The sequence below is a fragment of the Cellulomonas sp. A375-1 genome (assembly GCF_001040865.1).
GTDB classification, from domain to species: domain Bacteria; phylum Actinomycetota; class Actinomycetes; order Actinomycetales; family Cellulomonadaceae; genus Cellulomonas; species Cellulomonas gelida.
Genome location: NZ_LFKW01000010.1, coordinates 1 through 18,236, shown reverse-complemented (window position 1 = coordinate 18,236; position 18,236 = coordinate 1). Strand labels below are relative to the sequence as shown.

The 18,236-nt window shown below is 74.2% G+C and carries 11 protein-coding genes; 5 read left to right on the top strand and 6 right to left on the bottom strand.

The window, feature by feature from the left end; genetic code table 11:
- Nucleotides 1-432: 432 nt before the first annotated feature.
- The 5 genes from CWIS_RS01190 to CWIS_RS18220 all read left to right on the top strand — a co-directional run bounded on the left by CWIS_RS01190 (nucleotide 433) and on the right by CWIS_RS18220 (nucleotide 12,236).
- Complete coding sequence (locus CWIS_RS01190; RefSeq protein ID WP_053071482.1) at nucleotides 433-996, top strand: DUF4255 domain-containing protein; 564 nt, start codon at nucleotides 433-435, stop codon at nucleotides 994-996.
- A complete protein-coding gene (locus tag CWIS_RS01185; RefSeq protein ID WP_048341402.1) occupies nucleotides 993-3,206 on the top strand; it encodes a carboxypeptidase regulatory-like domain-containing protein in 2,214 nt (737 codons plus the stop codon). Before CWIS_RS01190 ends, CWIS_RS01185 begins: the two co-directional genes overlap by 4 nt.
- Nucleotide 3,207: 1 nt before the next feature.
- Complete coding sequence (locus CWIS_RS01180; RefSeq protein WP_156186508.1) at nucleotides 3,208-5,727, top strand: carboxypeptidase-like regulatory domain-containing protein; 2,520 nt, start codon at nucleotides 3,208-3,210, stop codon at nucleotides 5,725-5,727.
- Nucleotides 5,728-5,781: 54 nt separating this feature from the next.
- Nucleotides 5,782-11,850, top strand: a complete 6,069-nt coding sequence (locus tag CWIS_RS01175; RefSeq protein WP_048341400.1) for a carboxypeptidase regulatory-like domain-containing protein — start codon at nucleotides 5,782-5,784, stop codon at nucleotides 11,848-11,850.
- A 167-nt stretch (nucleotides 11,851-12,017) separates the two neighbouring features.
- Nucleotides 12,018-12,236, top strand: a complete 219-nt coding sequence (locus CWIS_RS18220; protein WP_156186507.1) for a hypothetical protein — start codon at nucleotides 12,018-12,020, stop codon at nucleotides 12,234-12,236.
- 204 nt (nucleotides 12,237-12,440) lie between these two features.
- Here the strand turns inward: CWIS_RS18220 and CWIS_RS01165 are convergent, their stop codons facing one another.
- From CWIS_RS01165 to CWIS_RS01140, 6 genes are all read right to left on the bottom strand, one after another.
- A complete protein-coding gene (locus CWIS_RS01165; protein ID WP_048341398.1) occupies nucleotides 12,441-12,908 on the bottom strand; it encodes a hypothetical protein in 468 nt (155 codons plus the stop codon).
- The gene (locus CWIS_RS01160) at nucleotides 12,905-13,453 is read right to left on the bottom strand and encodes a phage tail protein (RefSeq protein ID WP_048341397.1); all 549 of its coding nucleotides are present in this window, start codon (nucleotides 13,451-13,453) and stop codon (nucleotides 12,905-12,907) included. Before CWIS_RS01160 ends, CWIS_RS01165 begins: the two co-directional genes overlap by 4 nt.
- Entirely contained in the window at nucleotides 13,450-15,390 is a 1,941-nt protein-coding gene (locus tag CWIS_RS01155; RefSeq protein WP_048341396.1) for a putative baseplate assembly protein, read from the bottom strand. The genes CWIS_RS01160 and CWIS_RS01155 overlap by 4 nt, the downstream gene beginning before the upstream one ends.
- A complete protein-coding gene (locus CWIS_RS01150; protein ID WP_048341395.1) occupies nucleotides 15,390-15,806 on the bottom strand; it encodes a GPW/gp25 family protein in 417 nt (138 codons plus the stop codon). Before CWIS_RS01150 ends, CWIS_RS01155 begins: the two co-directional genes overlap by 1 nt.
- On the bottom strand, nucleotides 15,806-17,566 hold the full coding sequence (locus CWIS_RS01145; RefSeq protein ID WP_048341394.1) for a phage baseplate assembly protein V: 1,761 nt from the start codon (nucleotides 17,564-17,566) through the stop codon (nucleotides 15,806-15,808). Before CWIS_RS01145 ends, CWIS_RS01150 begins: the two co-directional genes overlap by 1 nt.
- Nucleotides 17,563-18,236, bottom strand: a 674-nt coding sequence (locus tag CWIS_RS01140; protein ID WP_231583626.1) for a LysM peptidoglycan-binding domain-containing protein, incomplete at its 5' end; no start/stop codon positions are given. The genes CWIS_RS01140 and CWIS_RS01145, both read right to left, overlap by 4 nt.

Below are 18,236 nucleotides of genomic sequence, written 5' to 3'. Positions count from 1 at the left end.
TCGGCCAGCAGCGCGCCGAGCGCGGCGGGGCCGGGGCCGCCGGACGCGCCGTCGGCGACGAGCGCGGCCCGCCGCTGCACGGCCACCTGGAGGGCGGCCCGCACGCGGGCTCCTGTCGTCGTCATCGCTCTCCTGCGGTGGTGGGCTGCGCGACGCGGTCACGGGTGCTGCCGTCGTCGCTCGTCGGGGCCGATCATGCCGCCGGACCAGGCCGGACGGAACACCGGACGGGCTGTGCGGACGAACATCGGTAGCGATTACCGATGCCCGTGCCCGCCGGCGGCTCCTAGCGTCAGGTGTCCTGGTTCTGCCAGGCGCCGGTCGCGCGCGCGGGGGCCCGACGCCGCCGCGGGCCGGGCGTGCACCCGCACGGCGTGTGCACCGCAGGTCCCGACGTCGGCGCCGGCGCGCACACACGGAGGGGAGTCGCACATGCTGATCCCCACGATCGACGACGGGCTCGAACGCCTCCTGCGCGCCGTACTTCCCCTGCCCGTCGAGGCCGGGGACATCTCCTTCGACACGCCCTCGGGCACGTGGTCGGCGCAGGTCAACCGGCTCACGGTCAACCTGTTCCTCTACCAGGTCACCAAGAGCGGGCAGCCGCCGCGGCCGTCGGCGAACCGGCCCGGCGAGCGCGGCACCGAGCGCCGGTTCCCGTTGCCGATGGTCCAGCTCAGCTACCTCGTCAGCGCGTGGGCCGGCTCTCCGCGCGACGAGCACAGCCTGCTCGGCGACGTCCTGACGCGCCTGCTCGCGCACCAGGTGCTGCCCGCCGAGCACCTGGTGCGCCCGCCGTCGTCGCCCGTGCAGCTCGCGGTCGCGAGCGACGAGCTCAACCGGCCGCGCGAGCTGTGGTCGTCGCTCGGCGGGCAGATCAAGGCGTCGTTCACGCTCACCGCGCTCGTCGCCGCCGACGCCTACCAGTGGGAGCTCGCCCCGCCCGCGGTCACGTCCGTCGAACCCGTCACGACCCGGCTGGGCGCCCGTCCATGAGGGTCTCGAGCACCGTCGACCGGCTCGACGTCGTGCCGGGCGGCTCGGGTGTGGTGCCGCTCGAGGTGGTCAACACCTCGGAGGTCATCGAGTCGCTGTCGGTGCACGCGCTGGGCGTCCCGGAGGCCAGCCTCCTGGCCGAGCCCGAGGCGCTCGCGCTGTTCCCCGACGCGGTGGGGGCGCTCACGCTGACCGTCGGCCTGCCCGCGACGTTCCCCGCGGGCACCTACCCCGTGACGTTCGTCGTCGCCGGGCGGGCGCCGGGAGGACGCGAGGCGTACCACGACGTGGACCTCGTCGTGCCGGCGCGCCCGGCGCTGCGCCTGGACGCGACCCCGACGATCGTGCGCACGCGCGGGCGCGGGGCGTTCACCCTCGAGGTCCGCAACGACGGCAACGTGCCTCTCGACGTCGCGCTGCGCCCGCAGGACGGCGACCGCACGGTCCGCACGACGATCACGCCCTCGACCCTCGCGGTCCCACCGGGCGGCGTCGGGACCGCGACGGTGCTGGTCAAGGGCCCGCGCCAGCTGCTGGGCAGCGACCGCGACCGGCAGGTCAAGGTGCACGCCGAGGCCACGGACGTCGAGTCCTCGATCTCGCTGCTGCTGCGGCAGCGCTCGACGATCAGCCGCGGGCTGATGACCGCGCTGATCCTGCTCGCGATCGTCGCGGCGTGGGCGCTGGCCTTCCTGCTCGGCACCAAGCAGGTGCTGGGCGCCGACCCGTACACGAAGGTCGCGCCCGCGTCGTTCTTCGCCGCGACCCAGGCCGAGGGCAGCGCGTCCGTCGACGCCGGCGGGGCGCCGTCCGGCTCGCTCGCGAAGGTCGGCCCCCTGCCCGCGGGTGTCGGTGCGACCGTCTCGGGCACGGTCGTCAGCGCGGCGGACGGTCAGGGCGTCGGCCGGGTCACGGTCGTCGCGCTGCGCGAGGGCCGCGACGGTCTCGTCGAGGTGTCGTCGGCGGCGACGCAGGCGGACGGCACCTACACCATGTCCGGCCTGTTCCCCGGGGCGTACCTGCTGCGCATCGTCGAGGACGGCTACGACGAGGTCTGGTACCCGCAGGCGGTCTCCGAGCTGTCCGCGCAGGAGGTCGACGCCGTCGCCCGCAAGATCCAGGAGGGCACGGACCTGACGGTCACCGGGCACCCCGCGACGCTCGCCGGGCAGGTGGTCGTCGGCGACGAGGAGGACGTCGAGGTCACCGTGACCGCGCGGCCCGCGTGGAGCGGCGCCGACCCGACGCAGCAGTGGCAGACCACGGCCGACGCCGACGGCGCGTACACGTTCGCCGACCTGCCCGCGCCCGGCACCTACGAGCTCACGTTCGCGGCCGAGGGGTACCAGCCGTCGTCGACCACCGAGCGCGTGCTCGGCGGCCAGGAGCGGTTCGCGCTCGACGTGCGGCTCGGCGCCGGCACGGGCTCGATCGCCGGGGTCGTCACGGACGGCACCACCCCGCTCGGCGGCGTCAAGGTGAGCACGACGATCGACGGCAAGGAGCTCGTGGTCGGCACGCCGACCGTCGGCTCCGTGGGCCGCTTCGTCCTGCCGAACCTGCCGACGCCCGGCACCTACGTGCTCACGTTCAGCAAGGACGGCTTCGGCACGACGACCGAGGTCGTCGCCCTCGGCCCGGGCGAGGTGCGCGCCGACCTGTCGGTCGCGCTGCGCGGCGGGACCGGGACGGTCACCGGGCGCGTGGTCGACGCGGCGGGGAACGGGCTCGGCGGCGTCACGGTCTCGGCAGGCGGTGCCGAGTCCGGCGCGAGCACCACGACGCTGACCGCGGGGACGGTCGGGGCGTTCACGCTCACGGGCCTGCGCACGGGTGGCTCGACCACCCTCACGTTCGTCAAGGACGGGTACCAGCCGGTGACCGTGCCCGTGACGATCCCGGCGAGCGGACCCGCGCAGCCCGTCGCGGTCACGCTGCCGTCGGCGCTCGGCACGCTCACGGGCCGGGTCACGCAGGGCGGCAAGGGCCTGGTCGACGCGACCGTGCGCGCGACGAACGGCACGGTCGTGCGCACCACGACGAGCACGCAGGACGGCGACCACGGCTCGGGCACCTACGTCCTGCCCGACCTGCCCGCCGGCACGTACACCGTGACGGTCGTGGTCGACGAGGCGGTGGTCGCGACGGCGGTCGTCGACGTCGTCGGCGGCAGCACGCCGACCGTGCGCGACCTGCCGGTGGGTGGGTGACGTGAGACTCGACATCGACCCCCGCCGGCTCGTCGTGCAGCCGGGCGCGCCCGCGACCTTCGTCGCGACCGTCACCAACACGTCCGCCCTGATCGCGGGCTACTCGGTGCGCGTGCTAGGCGCCGACCCGTCGTGGGTGCGGCTCGACGAGCCCGAGCTGCGCCTGTTCCCCGACGAGACGTCGGCCGTCGTCGTCACCCTGACGCTGCCCGAGGGCGTCCCCGCGGGCGAGCGGCGCGTGGCGCTGCAGGTGCGGGACCTGGCCGACGACGGCGCGATCGCGGTGCAGGACGTCGTGCTCGACGTGCCGCCCGCGCCGCGCACGAGCCTCAAGCTCGACCCGCCGACCGTCACGGCCGGCGCGGCCGCGGTGTTCTCCGTCCTGGTGCACAACGAGGGCAACACGCAGCAGGTGGGCCGCGTCGTCGCGCGCGACCCGGAGGCGGCGACGGCCTTCACGTTCCAGCCGCCGAGCTTCAGCATCCCGCCGGGCCAGAGCATGACCCTCGCGCTGCAGGCCCGCGCGCGCCGCCCGTTCGTCGGCGACCCGCGGATGCGGCCGTTCGAGCTGCGGTTCGACGGGCCGAGCGCGCCGCCCGCGGACGCGCCGCCCGCCGCGGCGGGGGTGTTCGTGCAGAAGCCGCGCTTCGCGCGCGGCATGCTCGCGCTGCTCGGCCTGCTGCTCGCGCTCACGACGTTCGCGGTGGTCGTGACGATCGCGCTCAGCTCGGTCGTCGGCCGCTCGGCAGCTGACCGCGACCTCGCGCTGCAGGTCGCGCAGGCCCGCAACCAGCAGGCGGCCACGGGCACGTCCGCGCTCTCGGGATCGGTCACGGACCTGTCGACGGGCGCGGGCGTGGGCGACGTGTCGGTGGAGGCGTTCGGCGACGACCCGGCCGAGCCGATCCTGACGACCGCGACCACCGACGACGGCACGTTCGTGCTCGCGCAGCTCCCCGCGGGCGAGTACACGCTGCGCGTGCGGGGCGCGGGCTTCGACGAGACCTGGTACCCGGCCGCGCCCACCCAGGGCGACGCGCAACCCGTGCCCGTGCAGACCGGGCAGTCCGTGACGGACCTGACCGTGCTGGTCGGGGGTGTCCCGGCGACGCTCGCGGGGACGGTGACCGGGACCGACGTCGCGGGGGCGATCCTCACGGTCGAGCTGCCGCTCGACACCGGGCCGCTCGCGGGCACGCCCCCCGAGCAGGGCGAGGCGCCGGCGGTCCCGACGTCGGGCGCCGTGGTGCGGACCGTCCCGGTCGGGGCGGAGGGCACGTTCGAGATCGCCGACCTGCCGTCGCCGGGCGTGTACGACCTGGTGGTCGCGAAGGACGGGTTCGCGTCGTCGGTGCAGCGCGTCGACGTCGCGGCCGGTGAGGACCGCACGGGCGTGCGGCTCGCGCTCGTGCAGGGCGACGGGTCGATCGCCGGTTCCGTCACGGGCTTCTCGGGCCCGGTCGCGGGAGCCACCGTGACCGCGACGAGCGGGCAGGTCGTCGTCGAGACGGTCTCGCTCACGCAGGACGAGGTCGGCTCGTTCGTCCTGCGCGGCCTGCCGACCCCCGCCGCGTACACGGTCGTCGTCTCGGCCGACGGCTACGCACCCGCGACCTTGAACCTGACCCTCACGCAGGCGCAGGCGCTCACGGGCGTCGCGGTCGTCCTGGGCCGCGACGAGGCGACGCTCGGCGGGCTCGTGTCGGTCGCGGGCGGCAAGGCCGACGGCGTCGACGTCACCGTCACCGACGGCGCGCTCACGCTGCAGACGGTCACGCAGTCGACCGACCCCGTGGGTCGGTGGAGCCTGAGCGGGCTGCGCGTCCCGAGCACGTACACCGTGACGTTCTCGCGCGGTGACCTGGAGTCGCAGGTGCTGTCGGTGAGCATCGACGCGTTCGGCAACGTGACCGCGGGTGCGTCGTCGGCGACGTCGGTGGACGTCACGATGCGGCCCGCGACGGCGAGCATCTACGGCGTCGTCCTGCAGCCGCCGGTGCAGGACGCGGACCCGGAGCCCGTGGGCAACGTCCGGGTGACGGTGAGCTCGGGCAGCGAGCAGCGCGTGGTCTACACCGCCTCGACGCCCGCGGGCGAGGTCGGCTCGTACGTCGTGGACGGGCTCGAGCCCGGGACGTACACGGTGACGTTCTCGCGCGCGGGCACGCGCGCCACGTCCGAGATCGTCGTGCTCGCCGCCGCGCAGCGCGAGCCGGTCTCGCCCACGCTCGTCGCGCCCGCACGCATCCAGGGCAAGGTCACGTACGCGGGCGGTGCCGTGGGCGACGGGCTCGCGGTGCTGCTGTACCGCGCGTCGGAGTACGGCACGGCCGCGGGTCCCGTGGCCACGACGACGACCGACGACAAGGGCCGCTACGACTTCGACGACGTCGACGCGCCCGAGAACTACCTCATCGAGGTGCGCGTGACCACGGACGGCAGCGTCCTGGCGACGTCGGCGCCGCTGACGCTCGGGCCCAGCGAGCAGCCCGTCGTGAACATCGTGATCCGCAGCACCTGACCCGCACGACCCGCACCCCACCCGGACATCCACGACGAGCACGAGGAGCAGCGCATGGCGAGGTCACCGCGTCCCGCACGCGTCGCGACGTCCGTGCTCGTCGAGCCCGGGGCGCACGCGACCCCCGGTGCGGCGGCGTTCCTGCGCGTCCACGCCCGCAACGTCACGACGAGCACGCGCGACCTGGTGGTCTCGGTCGTCGGGCTCGAGGGCGGCTGGCTGCCCGCACCCGTGAGCGTGCCCGGCGTCGTGCCGGACGCCACCGTCACGGTCGAGCTCGCGCTGCTGCCGCCTGTGGGCGCCGCGCCGGGCGACTACCCGTTCGTCGTCGCCGTCGAGTCCCACGCGACGCCGCCCGCGCCGCAGGAGCGGGCGACCACCCTGGCCGACGGGTCGCTGCGCGTGGACGGCGTCAGCGGGCTGCTGCTGTCCGTCGAGCCCGCGGACTCCACGGGCGTGCGCTCGAAGCGCGTCCAGGTGGTCCTGGCGAACACCGGCGACCGCTCGGCGCGCGTCGAGCTCGACGCGCGCGCGGACGCGGCCACCGGCGGGTTCGTGCACCTCGAGGCGCGTGCGCTCGAGGTCGCGCCGCACTCCAGCGTGCGCATCGGCGCGCGCGCCGGCGTCAGGCGCGCGCAGGTGTTCGGCACCAAGCGCCGCGCGGCGTTCCACGTCACGGCCACGGGCGACCGCGCGCCGCAGCGGTTCGACGCCGCGTTCACGGCCCGCCCGTTGCTGCCGGGGTCGGCGCTGCGCGCCACCGCGGTGCTGGGCGTCGCCGTGCTGTGGGTCGGGATGGTGCTGGCCGCACTGCCGTGGTTGTCCGACCAGTTCTCCGGGTCCGGCCGCAGCGTCGACGAGCAGGCCGGGAACAGCGCGACGCCCCGGCCGGGCAGCACGACGGACGGCTCCGCCGGCGGCGGCGCGGCACCGGGCCCGGGCGGCGGCGGTTCGGGAGACGGCTCCGGCGACGGTTCGGGTGGCGGGGCCGGCGGCGGTTCGGGACCGGGTGAGGCCGACGAGGGTGTGCGGGTCTCGGGTGTCGTGACGTCGAGCGACCCGTCGGCGGTCACCGTCCAGGTGGTGCCGGCCGGGGTGCTGCCCGCAGCGTCGGAGCAGGCGGGCTCGTCGGACGGGACCACTTCGGACGGGACTGCCTCGGACGGGACTGCCTCGGACGGGACTGCCGCGGACGGGACGGCGACGGGCTCGTCGGCCGCGGGCGCGGGAGCCGTGATCCGGCAGGCCGGCTACGTCCAGGTGGACGCGGCCGCCGCCCGTGCGGTCGTCGCCGCGCCCGCGCACGAGTCGCAGGCCCCGATCGGCAAGATCTCCGGCCTGGCGCTGCCCGTCGAGCGCGCGGACGTCGCGAGCCAGCGCCGGACGACGACGACGGGAGCCGACGGCGCGTGGGCGTTCGCCGGGCTGTCCGCCACGGGCCGCTACCTGCTCACGTTCGCCAAGGCGGGCTACGAGACGCAGCGCTTCTGGGTCACGGGCGCGGAGGCCGCCGCGGCCCCGCTCGAGCTCGCGCTCACGCCCGGCCGCGGTCGCCTCGCAGGCGTCGTCACGGGGCCGTCGGGCCCGGCGGGCGGGGTGGTGCTGACGATCTCGGACGGCACGACGACCGTGACGACACGCACCGCGACGTCGGGCAGCGTGGGTCGCTGGGAGGTCGACGGGCTGTCGACGCCCAGCACGTACCTGGTCACGGCGTCCTCGGACACGCTGGGCGCGCAGTCGGCGCTCGCGACGCTGCCGGCGGCGGGGTCGCGGACGGTGAACCTGACGCTGCGCGCGGGTGTGGCCACGCTCGCCGGGCTCGTCTCGGGGCGCGACGCCCGGGGCGGCCAGGGCGGGCTCGGCGGGGTGCGGGTCACGGCGCGCGCGGGTGACGTGGAGCGCTCGGCGACGACCGTGACGGGCGATCGCCGCGGCACGTTCGTCCTGCCGGGGCTGCCCGTCCCGGGCCGCTACACGCTGACGTTCGAGGCGGACGGCTACTCGACGCAGACCCGCCGCGTGGACCTCACCGCCGGTGGTCTCGACGAGCTCCCGGTGACGCTCGCGTCGATCGGCGGCACCGTCAACGGCACCGCGCGGGACGAGACGGGGGCGGGGGTCGCAGCGGCCGGGCTGACGCTGACCGGCACCGCGGGGACCTTCAAGACGATGTCGTCGTCGGACGCGACGGGCACGTACCGGTTCGACGGGATCCCCGCGGGCGAGTACACGCTCGTCGCGGAGGCGTTCGGTCACGAGCCCGCGTCCGCGCAGGTCACGGTCGTCGGGTCACGTCCCGCGACGGCCGAGCTCGTGCTGCGCACCCTCGAGGGAGACGGGCTCGAGGCGACGTCCACCATCGTCGGACGCGCGACGGACGCGGGGACCGGGGCACGGATCACCTGCCCCCACCTGCTCCCGGGGGAGAAGTGCGAGCTCACGGTCTCGACGGTGGTCCGAGCGCCGGGCGAGCCCGCGCGGACCGTCACGGTGCGCTCCCAGCCGGACCGCCCGTACGAGCTGCCCGCCTCCGGTGAGCGCGGCCTGTACCCGGGGCTGTACCGCCTGACCCTCTCGGCGCCCGGCTACGAGCCCGCGACCGTGGACGTGACCGTGCCGATGGGCCAGGTGGTCGAGGCCGCGACCGTCGCGATGTACCCGTCTCCGTCGATCGTCGGGTCGGTCTCGGCGCGCATCGGCGTGGTGCCGACCACCACGTGCGTCGTCGCGGTGCCCGCGGGCGAGCCCGCGCCGGGCGCCGACCCGTGCCGCCAGGTGGACGACACGTGCGAGAGCACGGCGGGTGCGTGCGCGTTCATCGGCCTCAACGGGTCGTACCAGATCGACCGGCTGAGCAAGGGCGGCTACACGGTCCACGTGATCCCGCCCGCGAGCGCGGACTACGTCCGACCCGACCCCGTGTCGGTGACGCTGACGCCCGGCGACGTCAAGCGCGTGGACTGGTTGCTCGACCGGCTCGGCGTGCTCTTCGTGTCCGTCTACTCGACCGACGGCACGGGCTCGATCTCGCCCGCGAACGGCGCGACCGTGACGGCCGAGGACGGGACCACCACCCGCGGGGCGACCACGGTCGACGGCGTCGCCCGGATCTCCGGGCTGCCGCGCGGCACGTACACGGTCACCGCGACGGCCGTGAGCGGCCAGACGGGCGAGGCCACGGGCGTGCAGGTGGGCCTCAACCAGGAGGTCCAGACGCAGGTGGTGCTCACCCGGGCCACGGGCGACGTCACGATGCGGGTCGTGACGCTGCTGGGCGGGACCAGCGAGACGCCCGTCGGCGGCGCACGCGTCACGGTCTCCGGCGTGACCGGCTACCGCGGCGTGACGCCTGTGCAGTCGACCGGCACGCCCGTCGCAGTGACCACGTCGACCGGGCGCTTCACGGTCTGCACGGCGGCCAGCGGCTGCTCGACCGACCCGGAGGTCACCGCGCTCGCGCTCGTCGAGAACCGCATGGACGTGCGGGTCACGGCGGACGGCTACGAGCCGTACGCCCAGAACGGCGTCGACACCACGACGACCGCGCCCATCACCCTCACACCGACCGGCCGGGCGTTCACCGGGAACGTGGTGCTCGAGGGCTCGACCAACCCCGCGCTGGAGTACGGCGACGTCGAGTTCTCGGTGACCGCGGCGCCGCCCGGGGTCGGCCAGATCTCGATCACCGCGGCGAGCGACGGCACGCTCACGTGGAACGACTCGCAGCAGCCCGTGGGCAGCGGCCTGATCCGCCCGGGTCTGTACAAGGTGGAGGCGTCCCTCGCCGGCTACCTGTCGCTGCCTCCCGTGACGCTCGACGTCCTGCCCAACCAGCCCGCGCCCGCGTTGACCGTCACGCTGCGCAAGTTCGGCCTGCTGCGCATCGCGGTCGAGTCGGCCGACACGCACGAGGACGTCTTCGGGACCGTGATCACGGTGACGCGCAACGGCACGTCGGAGCGGCGGAGCGCCCTGCCGGGCGACGAGTTCGTCGACTTCGGTCAGTTCGCGCCGGGCTCCTACCCCGTCGAGGTCCGGGCCGCCGGCTTCGCGCGGTACACCGGGACGGTCGTGGTGACCGCCGGGCAAGGGATCGAGCCGCCGTGGCTCATCTCGCTCGTCCGGCTCGGCACGATCGAGGGCACGGTGAAGTCGCAGATCACGCCGATGCTCGTGCAGGACGTGAGCGGCGCGCTCGTCGAGGGCCGCGGGCCGTCCGACGTGCGGTTGTCGACGACGACCGCGACCAACGGCACGTACTCCCTGACGGGCTCGGTGGAGACCGCCGGCCTCGCCTTCGGCAGCTGGCAGCTCACCGCGAGCGCCGCGGGATACCGGTCGCCGGCCGACGACACCGACACGATCACGGTCGGCGTCCCGTCCTCCGTGCCGGTCACGGGTCAGAACCTCATGCTCGACCCCGAGCCCGCGTCGCTGACGTTGTTCGCGACCAACCAGGGTGCTCCCGCGCCGGGCCTGACGGTCCGGCTCACGTACAACGACGGCAGCGTCCCGCCGCCGGCGGCGATCCCGCCGACGTGCGCGGGACCGGTCACCGACCCCGGGCCGTGCGTGGACACCGCAGCGGGCACGTACGTGTTCCGTGACCTCAAGCCGCTCACGTACACGCTGACGATCTCGGGCGACGGCTTCTCGCCGCTGTCGATGCCGGTGACGATCGCCGCCGGGGAGATCCGCTCGATGACCGTGCCGGTCACGGCGCCCAACGGCTCGATCCAGGGCATCGTGCAGCTGCAGCAGGCGGACGGCAGCATGACGAACGTCTCCGGTGTCGACGTCACGCTGGACCCGGCCGACCCGGGGGCAGCCTCGCGCACCGCGACCACCGGGACGGACGGCCGGTACCGCTTCCCGACGGTCCCGGCCGGCTCGTACACGCTGAGCGTGTCCGACGACGGGTTGTCGGCCAGCCGGGTCGTCGTCCTGCAACCCGGCGACGGGCTCGTCGTCGACCTCATCCTCACGGTCCGCACGTTCTCGCTCGCGGTGACCGTGAACTCGTCGTCGGACCTGACGGGTGCGCTCGTCAACGTCACGAGCGGGACGACGGCACGCGCGGCCCAGCCCGTCGTCAGGTCAGGCACCAACCGCTTCACGACGACGTTCTCGCAGCTCCCTGCGGGGACGTGGACCGTCGCGCTGTCCGGGCCGTCCGGGCACCTCGGCGTCTGGACGCAGGACGTGACGATCAGCAACGCGGACGCGACGGCCACGTTCACCGTCGCCGAGACGCAGGTCCGCCTGCGCGCGACGTCGGCGGTGACCGGCGCACCCGGGACCGTCGCGGCCACCGTGAGCCCCACGTCGGACGGGGACCCGCGCGACGTCACGCTGGCGGTCGGCGGCAGCGACACCGTCCTGTGGCTGCCGAACACGGGCGCGAGCGTGACCGCGAGCGTCACGGGCGGCTGGGGCCTGACCGTCAGCCCGACGACGATCGCCGCAGGCGCGACCTTCCAGCTCGTCACCATCACCGTCGAACCCGTCGCGACGACGATCGCGGTCACCAGCTCGCCCGCGACCGTCGACGTGGGCGACGACGTGGCGGTCGCCGTGCGCGTGACGGCGGGCGCCGCGGCGGTGACCGCCGGGCAGGCCGTGCTCGAACGCAACGTCGGCGGGACGTGGACGCAGATCGACACGGGCACGCTGGCGACGGGCGGTGCGAACGCCGGCACCGTGACGTTGTCCGCGAGCACCGCCGGCTGGCCGGGCGGCGCCGCGTCCCTGCGCGTGCGGTACGCCGGCTCGGGTCTCTACGCGGCGTCGAGCAACGTGACCGTGCCCGCCGTGACGATCGTGCTGCCGACCGCGGTCGAGCTCACCGCGACCGCCACGGTGCTGACCGCCACGGTCACGACGACCGCGTCGGGCAACCCCGCGGGCACCGTGTCGTTCCAGGTGCGCATCACCGGGACGTGGACGGACATCGCGGGCTGCACCGCCCGCCCGGTCTCGACGACGACGGGCATCGCGACGTGCACACCGTCCCCGGCGCTCGCCGCCAGCTCAGCGGTGCGCGCACGCTTCGTCGGCTCGTCGTCCACCTGGGCGACCTCCGCCTGGACCGAGGCCCAGACCCCCGCCGCTGGCCCCTGAGGCGCGGGCGTCGACGGCGAGTCGCGGAGCTGGAGGCTGAGCCGGAGGTGCACCGGCGACCCAGCGCGGGACCTCGGAGCCCGGGCTCACGCTTGGCGCAGCTGCCTTCTGGCGCTCGTGGCGGACCCGGACCGACGGACCGACTGCGACCCCACGAGCTGGCAGGATTGCGCAACCGGGTCGAGCATGCGCGAGCGCAGGTCGCCGACTTCGAGGTCGCCGTGCTCGGCCTCGGCAGCGAAGGCGTCCGTCATGGCGTCCGGGATGCGCTCGGCGAGGCTGACCACCCTGGCGGTGACGGCGTCCGGCTCGAGGTCGGCCTCGCGTGCGAACCGACGCCACCGGTCGAGGTCGATCTGGTCGAAGCGACGCCGGCCGCCGATTGAACCGCCCCGGCTTCAGTGGAGGCTCGGGGTGTGTGCCGCGTTCCGTGGAAGTGGTCTGCCCCTTGTTCGGGTCTGCCGCATCCCGTTCTTCTGCACGACGTCGCGCTCGGGGACATTGTCCAGACGTCACCCGGGGGCGAACCGGACTACGGATCTTGTCGACGTGCTGATGGTGACCGGCGACGGCTACACGGTCGTGGCGGGCTAGAAGAGCCAGACCACTAGGAGGGTGAGGGCTGCGGTGACGGTGGCGGTCACGACGACGACCCACCAGGTGTCGGGGTGGTTGCAGGGGATGAGCTCTGGCGGCGCCTGCACGACGACCACGGGGGCGGGCGGCGGGGGTGCGGCCGGGGGCACGGGTGGCGGTGGGGTCATGCTCGACCCGCAGCGCACGCACGTCACGGCGACGGGTGTGTTGAGCTCGGCGCACACGGGGCACGCGAGCGTCGCGGACAGTGCGGACCCGGACGCGCCGGGGGCGCGCCAGCGCGCGTCGTCGGTCTCCTCGTCGGAAAGCGGTGCGGACGAGGGCCGCGCCCAGAACAGCGGGTAGTCGCACTGCGGGCAGAAGTCGCTCGCGAGGCGTGCGCCGGCCTGCACGTGCGCGGTGGCGCCGCACTCCGGGCACGTGACCTCGAGCGTGTCGCGCGATGCGTCGACGTCCGTCATGACGCCATCTCCCCTTCTTCCGCGAGTACGGGCCATACCGTCCGGCCTGCCACTCGCACCTCCACCTGCACGTGCGCGGGGACCTCGTCGAGCACCAGCGCGAGGAAGTCCGACTCGCTGAGCGGTCCCGTCGAGTCGACCTCGAGCACTGCCCAGGCCGGTCCGTCGGGTGCCGCGCCCTCGCCGTACACGCCGCCGCTCTCGGTGACCCGCACCGGTCCGCCGGAGTAGAGCTCGAGCAACCGGGACAGACCGCGGACCGTGCCACGCCACTGCAGCGTTTGCGCCGCTGTTCGCAGGATACGTCGCTGCGTCGCCGCCGGGTACGACGTGTCGATGCCGGGCATGCCGAGCCAGTGGCCCATCTGCCGCACCATCGCGGTGGGCGTCACGTCGACGTCCGCGAGGTAGGGCAGGTTGTCGGCGTGCTGCAGGAGCGTGCCGCCCTGCTCCTGGAAGATCGAGACGAACCGCACGAAGAAGTCCTCCGACAGCATCCCGTAGGGGAGCTGCCGCAGGAGCCAGTCGGCGGGGCGGCCGGTCATCGCACCACCACGCGGTGGTCGGCGGACAGGAACAGCGCGTGGTCGGCGAGCGTGATCGTCTCGCGGCCGCCGCCGATGCGCCGCCCGGTGCGCAGGTCGTACTCGAACAGCTGCAGCTCGTCGACGGCGAGGACGCCGTCGACACCCTCGACCACCTGTGTCGCGGCCGATGCCGTGAGCGAGGCGTCGAACGGCCAGCCGGTGCCGTCGGGGCCGCCCGTGAGCGGGTGGACGTACCGCGTCAGGGCGTCCGACACGCGCTGGCGGACCATCGCGGCGGGACGGCCGGGCAGGGTGCGCACGAGCGCGGCGACGCTGACGCCCTGGTAGAACGGCGTGCCGATCTCGACGGGCACGCCGACCATGCGGCGCTCGTCGATCGAGGTCGCGACCGCGTCGAACAGCGTGGGCGAGAGCGCGAAGTCGTCGATGCGGTGCGTGCGCGCGTCGGTGCGGACCTGCGGCACGATCAGCACGCGCACGACGGGCGAGCCGCTCGTCGCGGCGGGCAGGCAGCGCGCGCGGGCGACCTCGACGGACGCCTGCCGGGTGATCGCCTCGAAGTCCGCCGCGGTGACGGCGCGCTGGCCGGTGCGCAGCGTGAGCGGGCCGCGCACCTTGGCCTCGGCGACCGTCTCGGCGTCCACGCCGCCGGACGCGGGCCGCGCGTTGGAGACCGACGAGACGAACGGCAGCCCGCTGCGCAGCGACGTCAGGGTGCGCGCGCCGACGTTCCCGCGCGCGCCGCCGCCCGTGCGGTACGGGGTCACGCGGATCTCCGCACCGTCGGGCGGGACCGCGCCGTGCTGGCGCACCGCACCGTCGGGGTGCCGGATCGCGGGCCCGAACCGGACCTCGCCCGTGGTCGAGTCCCACACGATGTGCCGGTCACCGGGGCCCGACGAGGCGAAGTCCGGCACCTCGTCCCAGCGCTGGGTGACACCGCGCGCGACGACGAGCACACCCTCCTCGTCGCGCCGGCTCGCGACCGGTGCCCCCGAGACCGTGAACGACTGGCCCGGCTGGCCCGTGGAGCGGCCCAGCAGCTCGGCGGGCAGGGTCGTCGAGTGCTCGGCGGGCACGGTCACGCCGAGCGCGAGAATCGAGGCGCTGGCCACTCGGGGTGAGGCGGCGAACGTCGGCTGGCCCGGCTGCGGGCGCTGCAGCCGCACGCGCACCCAGTGCGCGAGCTGGCCGCCGAGCAGCAGCGGCTCGTGGCGCTGGGGGAGCAGCAGGAGCACCGAGCCGGACTTGTTCAGCCCGCCGGTGGTGTCGGACTCGACCTGGCACGCGATCCACGCCTCGCCGTCCCACGCCTCCCACGCGAGCGGGGCGTTCGTCGGGTCCACGCCGATGCCCTCGGCACGTGCGGACAGGTCGAGGCGCACCGCGTACCCGGCGAGCGACGCGCGCGCGCCCAGGTAGAGCGCGTCACCGGGGGCGACGGGCTGCGAGGTGAAGCACGTCGCGGACGCGCCGGGGACGGTCAGGTCCTCCCACACGTCGGTCGCCTGACCCTCGGCGTTGATCGCCTGCGCGGCGACCAGCTCGGGCGGGGAGACGACCGCCTCGGCGCTCGTCGAGAACACGACCGGCTCGTCGCCGACGGTCGCGACCTCGGTGCCCGCGGGCACGTGCACTGCGCGGTCCGCGGGCGCCGACAGCCAGAACGTCAGGTCCGCGTGCGCGACGGCGGGCGGGAACGGCTCGATCCCGACGAGGTTGAGGAAGTGCACGTACATGCGCTCGGGCACCTGGTTGACCCGGAAGAGCACCATCTCGCTCATCCACGCGAACAGCTCGATGAGCGCGACGCCCGGGTCGGCGACGTTGTGGTTGGTCCACTCGGGAGTGAACCGGGGGATGAGCCGCTTGGTCTCGTCGACGATGTCCTGGAACGTGCGGTCGTCGAGGTGCGGAGGGTCGAGCGGGGCCATCAGGTGTCCTCACGGGGGATCACGTAGAACGGGTAGACCAGGTTGCGCCGGTCGTTGGTGGACTTCACGCGGTAGGTGATCTGGATGCGGACCAGGCCGGAGTCGTCGTCGTCCTGGACGGGCCGGACGTCGTCGACGTCGATCCGCGGCTCCCACTGGGCCAGGGCGTCGCGCACGGCCTGCGAGATCAGGCCGAGCAGGTTCGGTGTCACGGGCTCGAACATCAGGTCCCAGATCCTGCAGCCGAACTGCGGACGCATGAGGCGCTCACCGGGTGCGGTGAGCAGCACCACGCGGATCGCGTCCTCGATGTCGCCGCCGGGCGCGGTCAGGGCGATCGCGCCGGTGTGGTCGACGCCGAGCGGCCACGCGAACCCTCGTCCGACGAAGTCCGCCGCGCTGGTGATCTCGCTCATCAGTTGATCTTCACCATCGTTCCCTTGATCTCGAGGATGCCGCCGGCCTCGACCTTGGTGCTCGCCTTGCCCTTGATCGACGCCTCGAGACCCTCGATCGCGACGCCGAGCTGGCCCTTCGCCTCGATCTTCTGCTTCGAGTCCAGCACGATGCCGTCGGTGGCCTCGATCGTGATCGTCGAGCCCTTGAGCGTGACCGCGCCCTTGCCGTCGAACGTGAGCGACGAGCGCCCGACCGTGACGGTCAGCGGCACGTCCCCGTTCGCGACGATGTCCACACCCTTCTTGCCGAGCTTGACCTTCTGGTTGCCGCCCGCGGCGAGCAGCTCGATGTACGACTCCTCGGGACCGCTGCCCTCGGACAGGTGCACGGCGTGGCCGGTCTCGGTACGGATGAGGTGCCCGATCACCTTGCCGTCCTGGATCAGCACCTGGTCGGGTGCCACGGACTTGGCGCTGAACAGGCCTCCGAGCACCACGGGACGCGCGACGTCGTCGTTCTCGAACCCCACGAGCACCTCGTCGCCGACGCTCGGCAGGAAGACCTGACCGCGCTTGGCGCCCGCACCCATGTGCACGACGCGTGCCCACGCGGACTTCGCCTGCGCCGCGGCGGTGGGCAACGAGACGCTGACCCGACCGAGGGCGGCGGGGTCCTTCAGACCGTCCACGACGCCGACGACGAGCCCGGCGTGGCGGAAGCTCGACGGGCCCCACCCCTGGTCCCACGGGTCGGCGAGCGTGACCGGGTCGCGGTCGCCCGCGACGAACAGCGTGCGCGCGCCGGACCGGTCGATGACGTGCGTGACCTCACGCACGTAGTACGTGCCGTTGCCCGGACCCGCACCGTCGATCGTCACCGTGCCCCCGGCGCGCAGCGCGGGCGTGAACAGCGCACGTCCGCGCGCGAGCATGCGGCCGGTGCGCGCGGCGATGCCGCGGGCCAGCAGGACCGCCTCCTGCGCGGAGGCCGGTGAGACGCGCGTGCCCGTGTAGCTGTTGCGCTTGTCGCCCGAGGCGGGCTGCTGCCCGGACCGCGACTGCGGGCTGCTCGCCTCGCCGGTCACGGCGGTCTGCTGCTCGGGGTTCCAGCCGCGCACGGTCACGTCGGTGGGCGCGTCGCCGACCTGCCGGACCGCGAAGGTCTGCAGGTCGATCGCGAGCGTGAGCGAGACGGGCGTGGCCCCCGGCGCGCCGCCGGTCGCGGCGATCCACAGGTCGAACGTCTCCTGCGTGACCACCCAGTCGAGCCCGTACCGCTGCGCGATCTCGTCGACGAGCGCGAGCGCGCTGCCGTTGCGCAGCACGAACGGCGTCGTCGTCGTGGGCACGCCCTCCTTGCTGCCGAGCCGCAGGGGCGTCGTCACGAGCTTGGTCACGACGTCCGCCAGGCTCATCTCGTGGTACGTCTCGGCGCCGCTCGCGCGCGTGAGCTCGATCGCGAGGTCGTCCGCGACGACGACGAGGCGGGGCCCGTCGTTGTCCATCTCGCTCGACACCGACGTGACGGTCCCGACGAACAGCGTCGTGGCCGACAGGTCGACGCTCGTCACGGACAGCTTCGAGCCGATCGTCACCGTGGACGCCTCGGCGAGCGCGAAGCCCTGGTCCGCGAACGTCAGCGTGGCGCGGCCGATCGCCCGCAGCCCCGCCCGCACGCGCACGTCGGTGAGCTGCTCGGCCCACACGCCGTCCAGGTCGCGGCCGTCCACGCTCACCCGCGGCCAGGTGAGCAGGGTCTCCTCGCGCGTGACCGTCACGAGTCGATCCTCGGCACGGTCAGCAGGGTCCCGGGACGCAGCGCGAGCGGGTCGGCGATCGCGTTCGCGGCGGCCAGCGTCCGCCAGCGCGTCGAGTCGCCGTAGTACCGCGCGGCGATGCGGTCGAGCGTCTCGCCCGACTGCACGCGGTGCACGCGGTGCGGCTTGGGCGTCCCCGACGTCGGGTTCTGCCGCCCGAACGCCTGCGACGGCTCGTACTGGCGCAGCGTGAGGCCCACGGTCGCCCGCAGCGGGGTGCCCGTCCCGGAGAAGTAGGTGAACGTCAGGTCGAGGTCGGCGACGACCGCCTTGAACGAGTGCAGATCACCCCAGTGGAACGTCACGTACGGCGGGCGCACGTTGTGGCTCGACTCGTCCGACCCCGGCAGGCCCGGGTCGATGTCCATGAGCGCGACGATCTTGCCCGTGTGCGCCGCGACCGACGTCCCGTCGTTCGTCGTGTCGAAGAACAGGTCGACGCGCAGCACGCCCGACTCCGCTCCCGTGTACCGCAGCCGCGGCACGTCACGTCCGGGCACGGCCGCACCGGCCCACGAGTTGCTGCGGCTGATCTGCAGCTGCGAGGGGTTGAACAGGCACGGGATCCGGGCCCCGCCCTCGACCTCGAGGAACGCCTTCTCCACCGCCATCAGAACACCTCCGAACCGCG

Bases quoted from the DNA above. Each gene is read 5' to 3' on its own strand.
- CWIS_RS01190 (WP_053071482.1), top strand. From the start codon at position 433: ATGCTGATCCCCACGATCGACGACGGGCTCGAACGCCTCCTGCGCGCC.
- CWIS_RS01185 (WP_048341402.1), top strand. From the start codon at position 993: ATGAGGGTCTCGAGCACCGTCGACCGGCTCGACGTCGTGCCGGGCGGC.
- CWIS_RS01175 (WP_048341400.1), top strand. From the start codon at position 5,782: ATGGCGAGGTCACCGCGTCCCGCACGCGTCGCGACGTCCGTGCTCGTC.
- CWIS_RS01165 (WP_048341398.1), bottom strand. From the start codon at position 12,908: ATGACGGACGTCGACGCATCGCGCGACACGCTCGAGGTCACGTGCCCG.
- CWIS_RS01160 (WP_048341397.1), bottom strand. From the start codon at position 13,453: ATGACCGGCCGCCCCGCCGACTGGCTCCTGCGGCAGCTCCCCTACGGG.
- CWIS_RS01155 (WP_048341396.1), bottom strand. From the start codon at position 15,390: ATGGCCCCGCTCGACCCTCCGCACCTCGACGACCGCACGTTCCAGGAC.
- CWIS_RS01150 (WP_048341395.1), bottom strand. From the start codon at position 15,806: ATGAGCGAGATCACCAGCGCGGCGGACTTCGTCGGACGAGGGTTCGCG.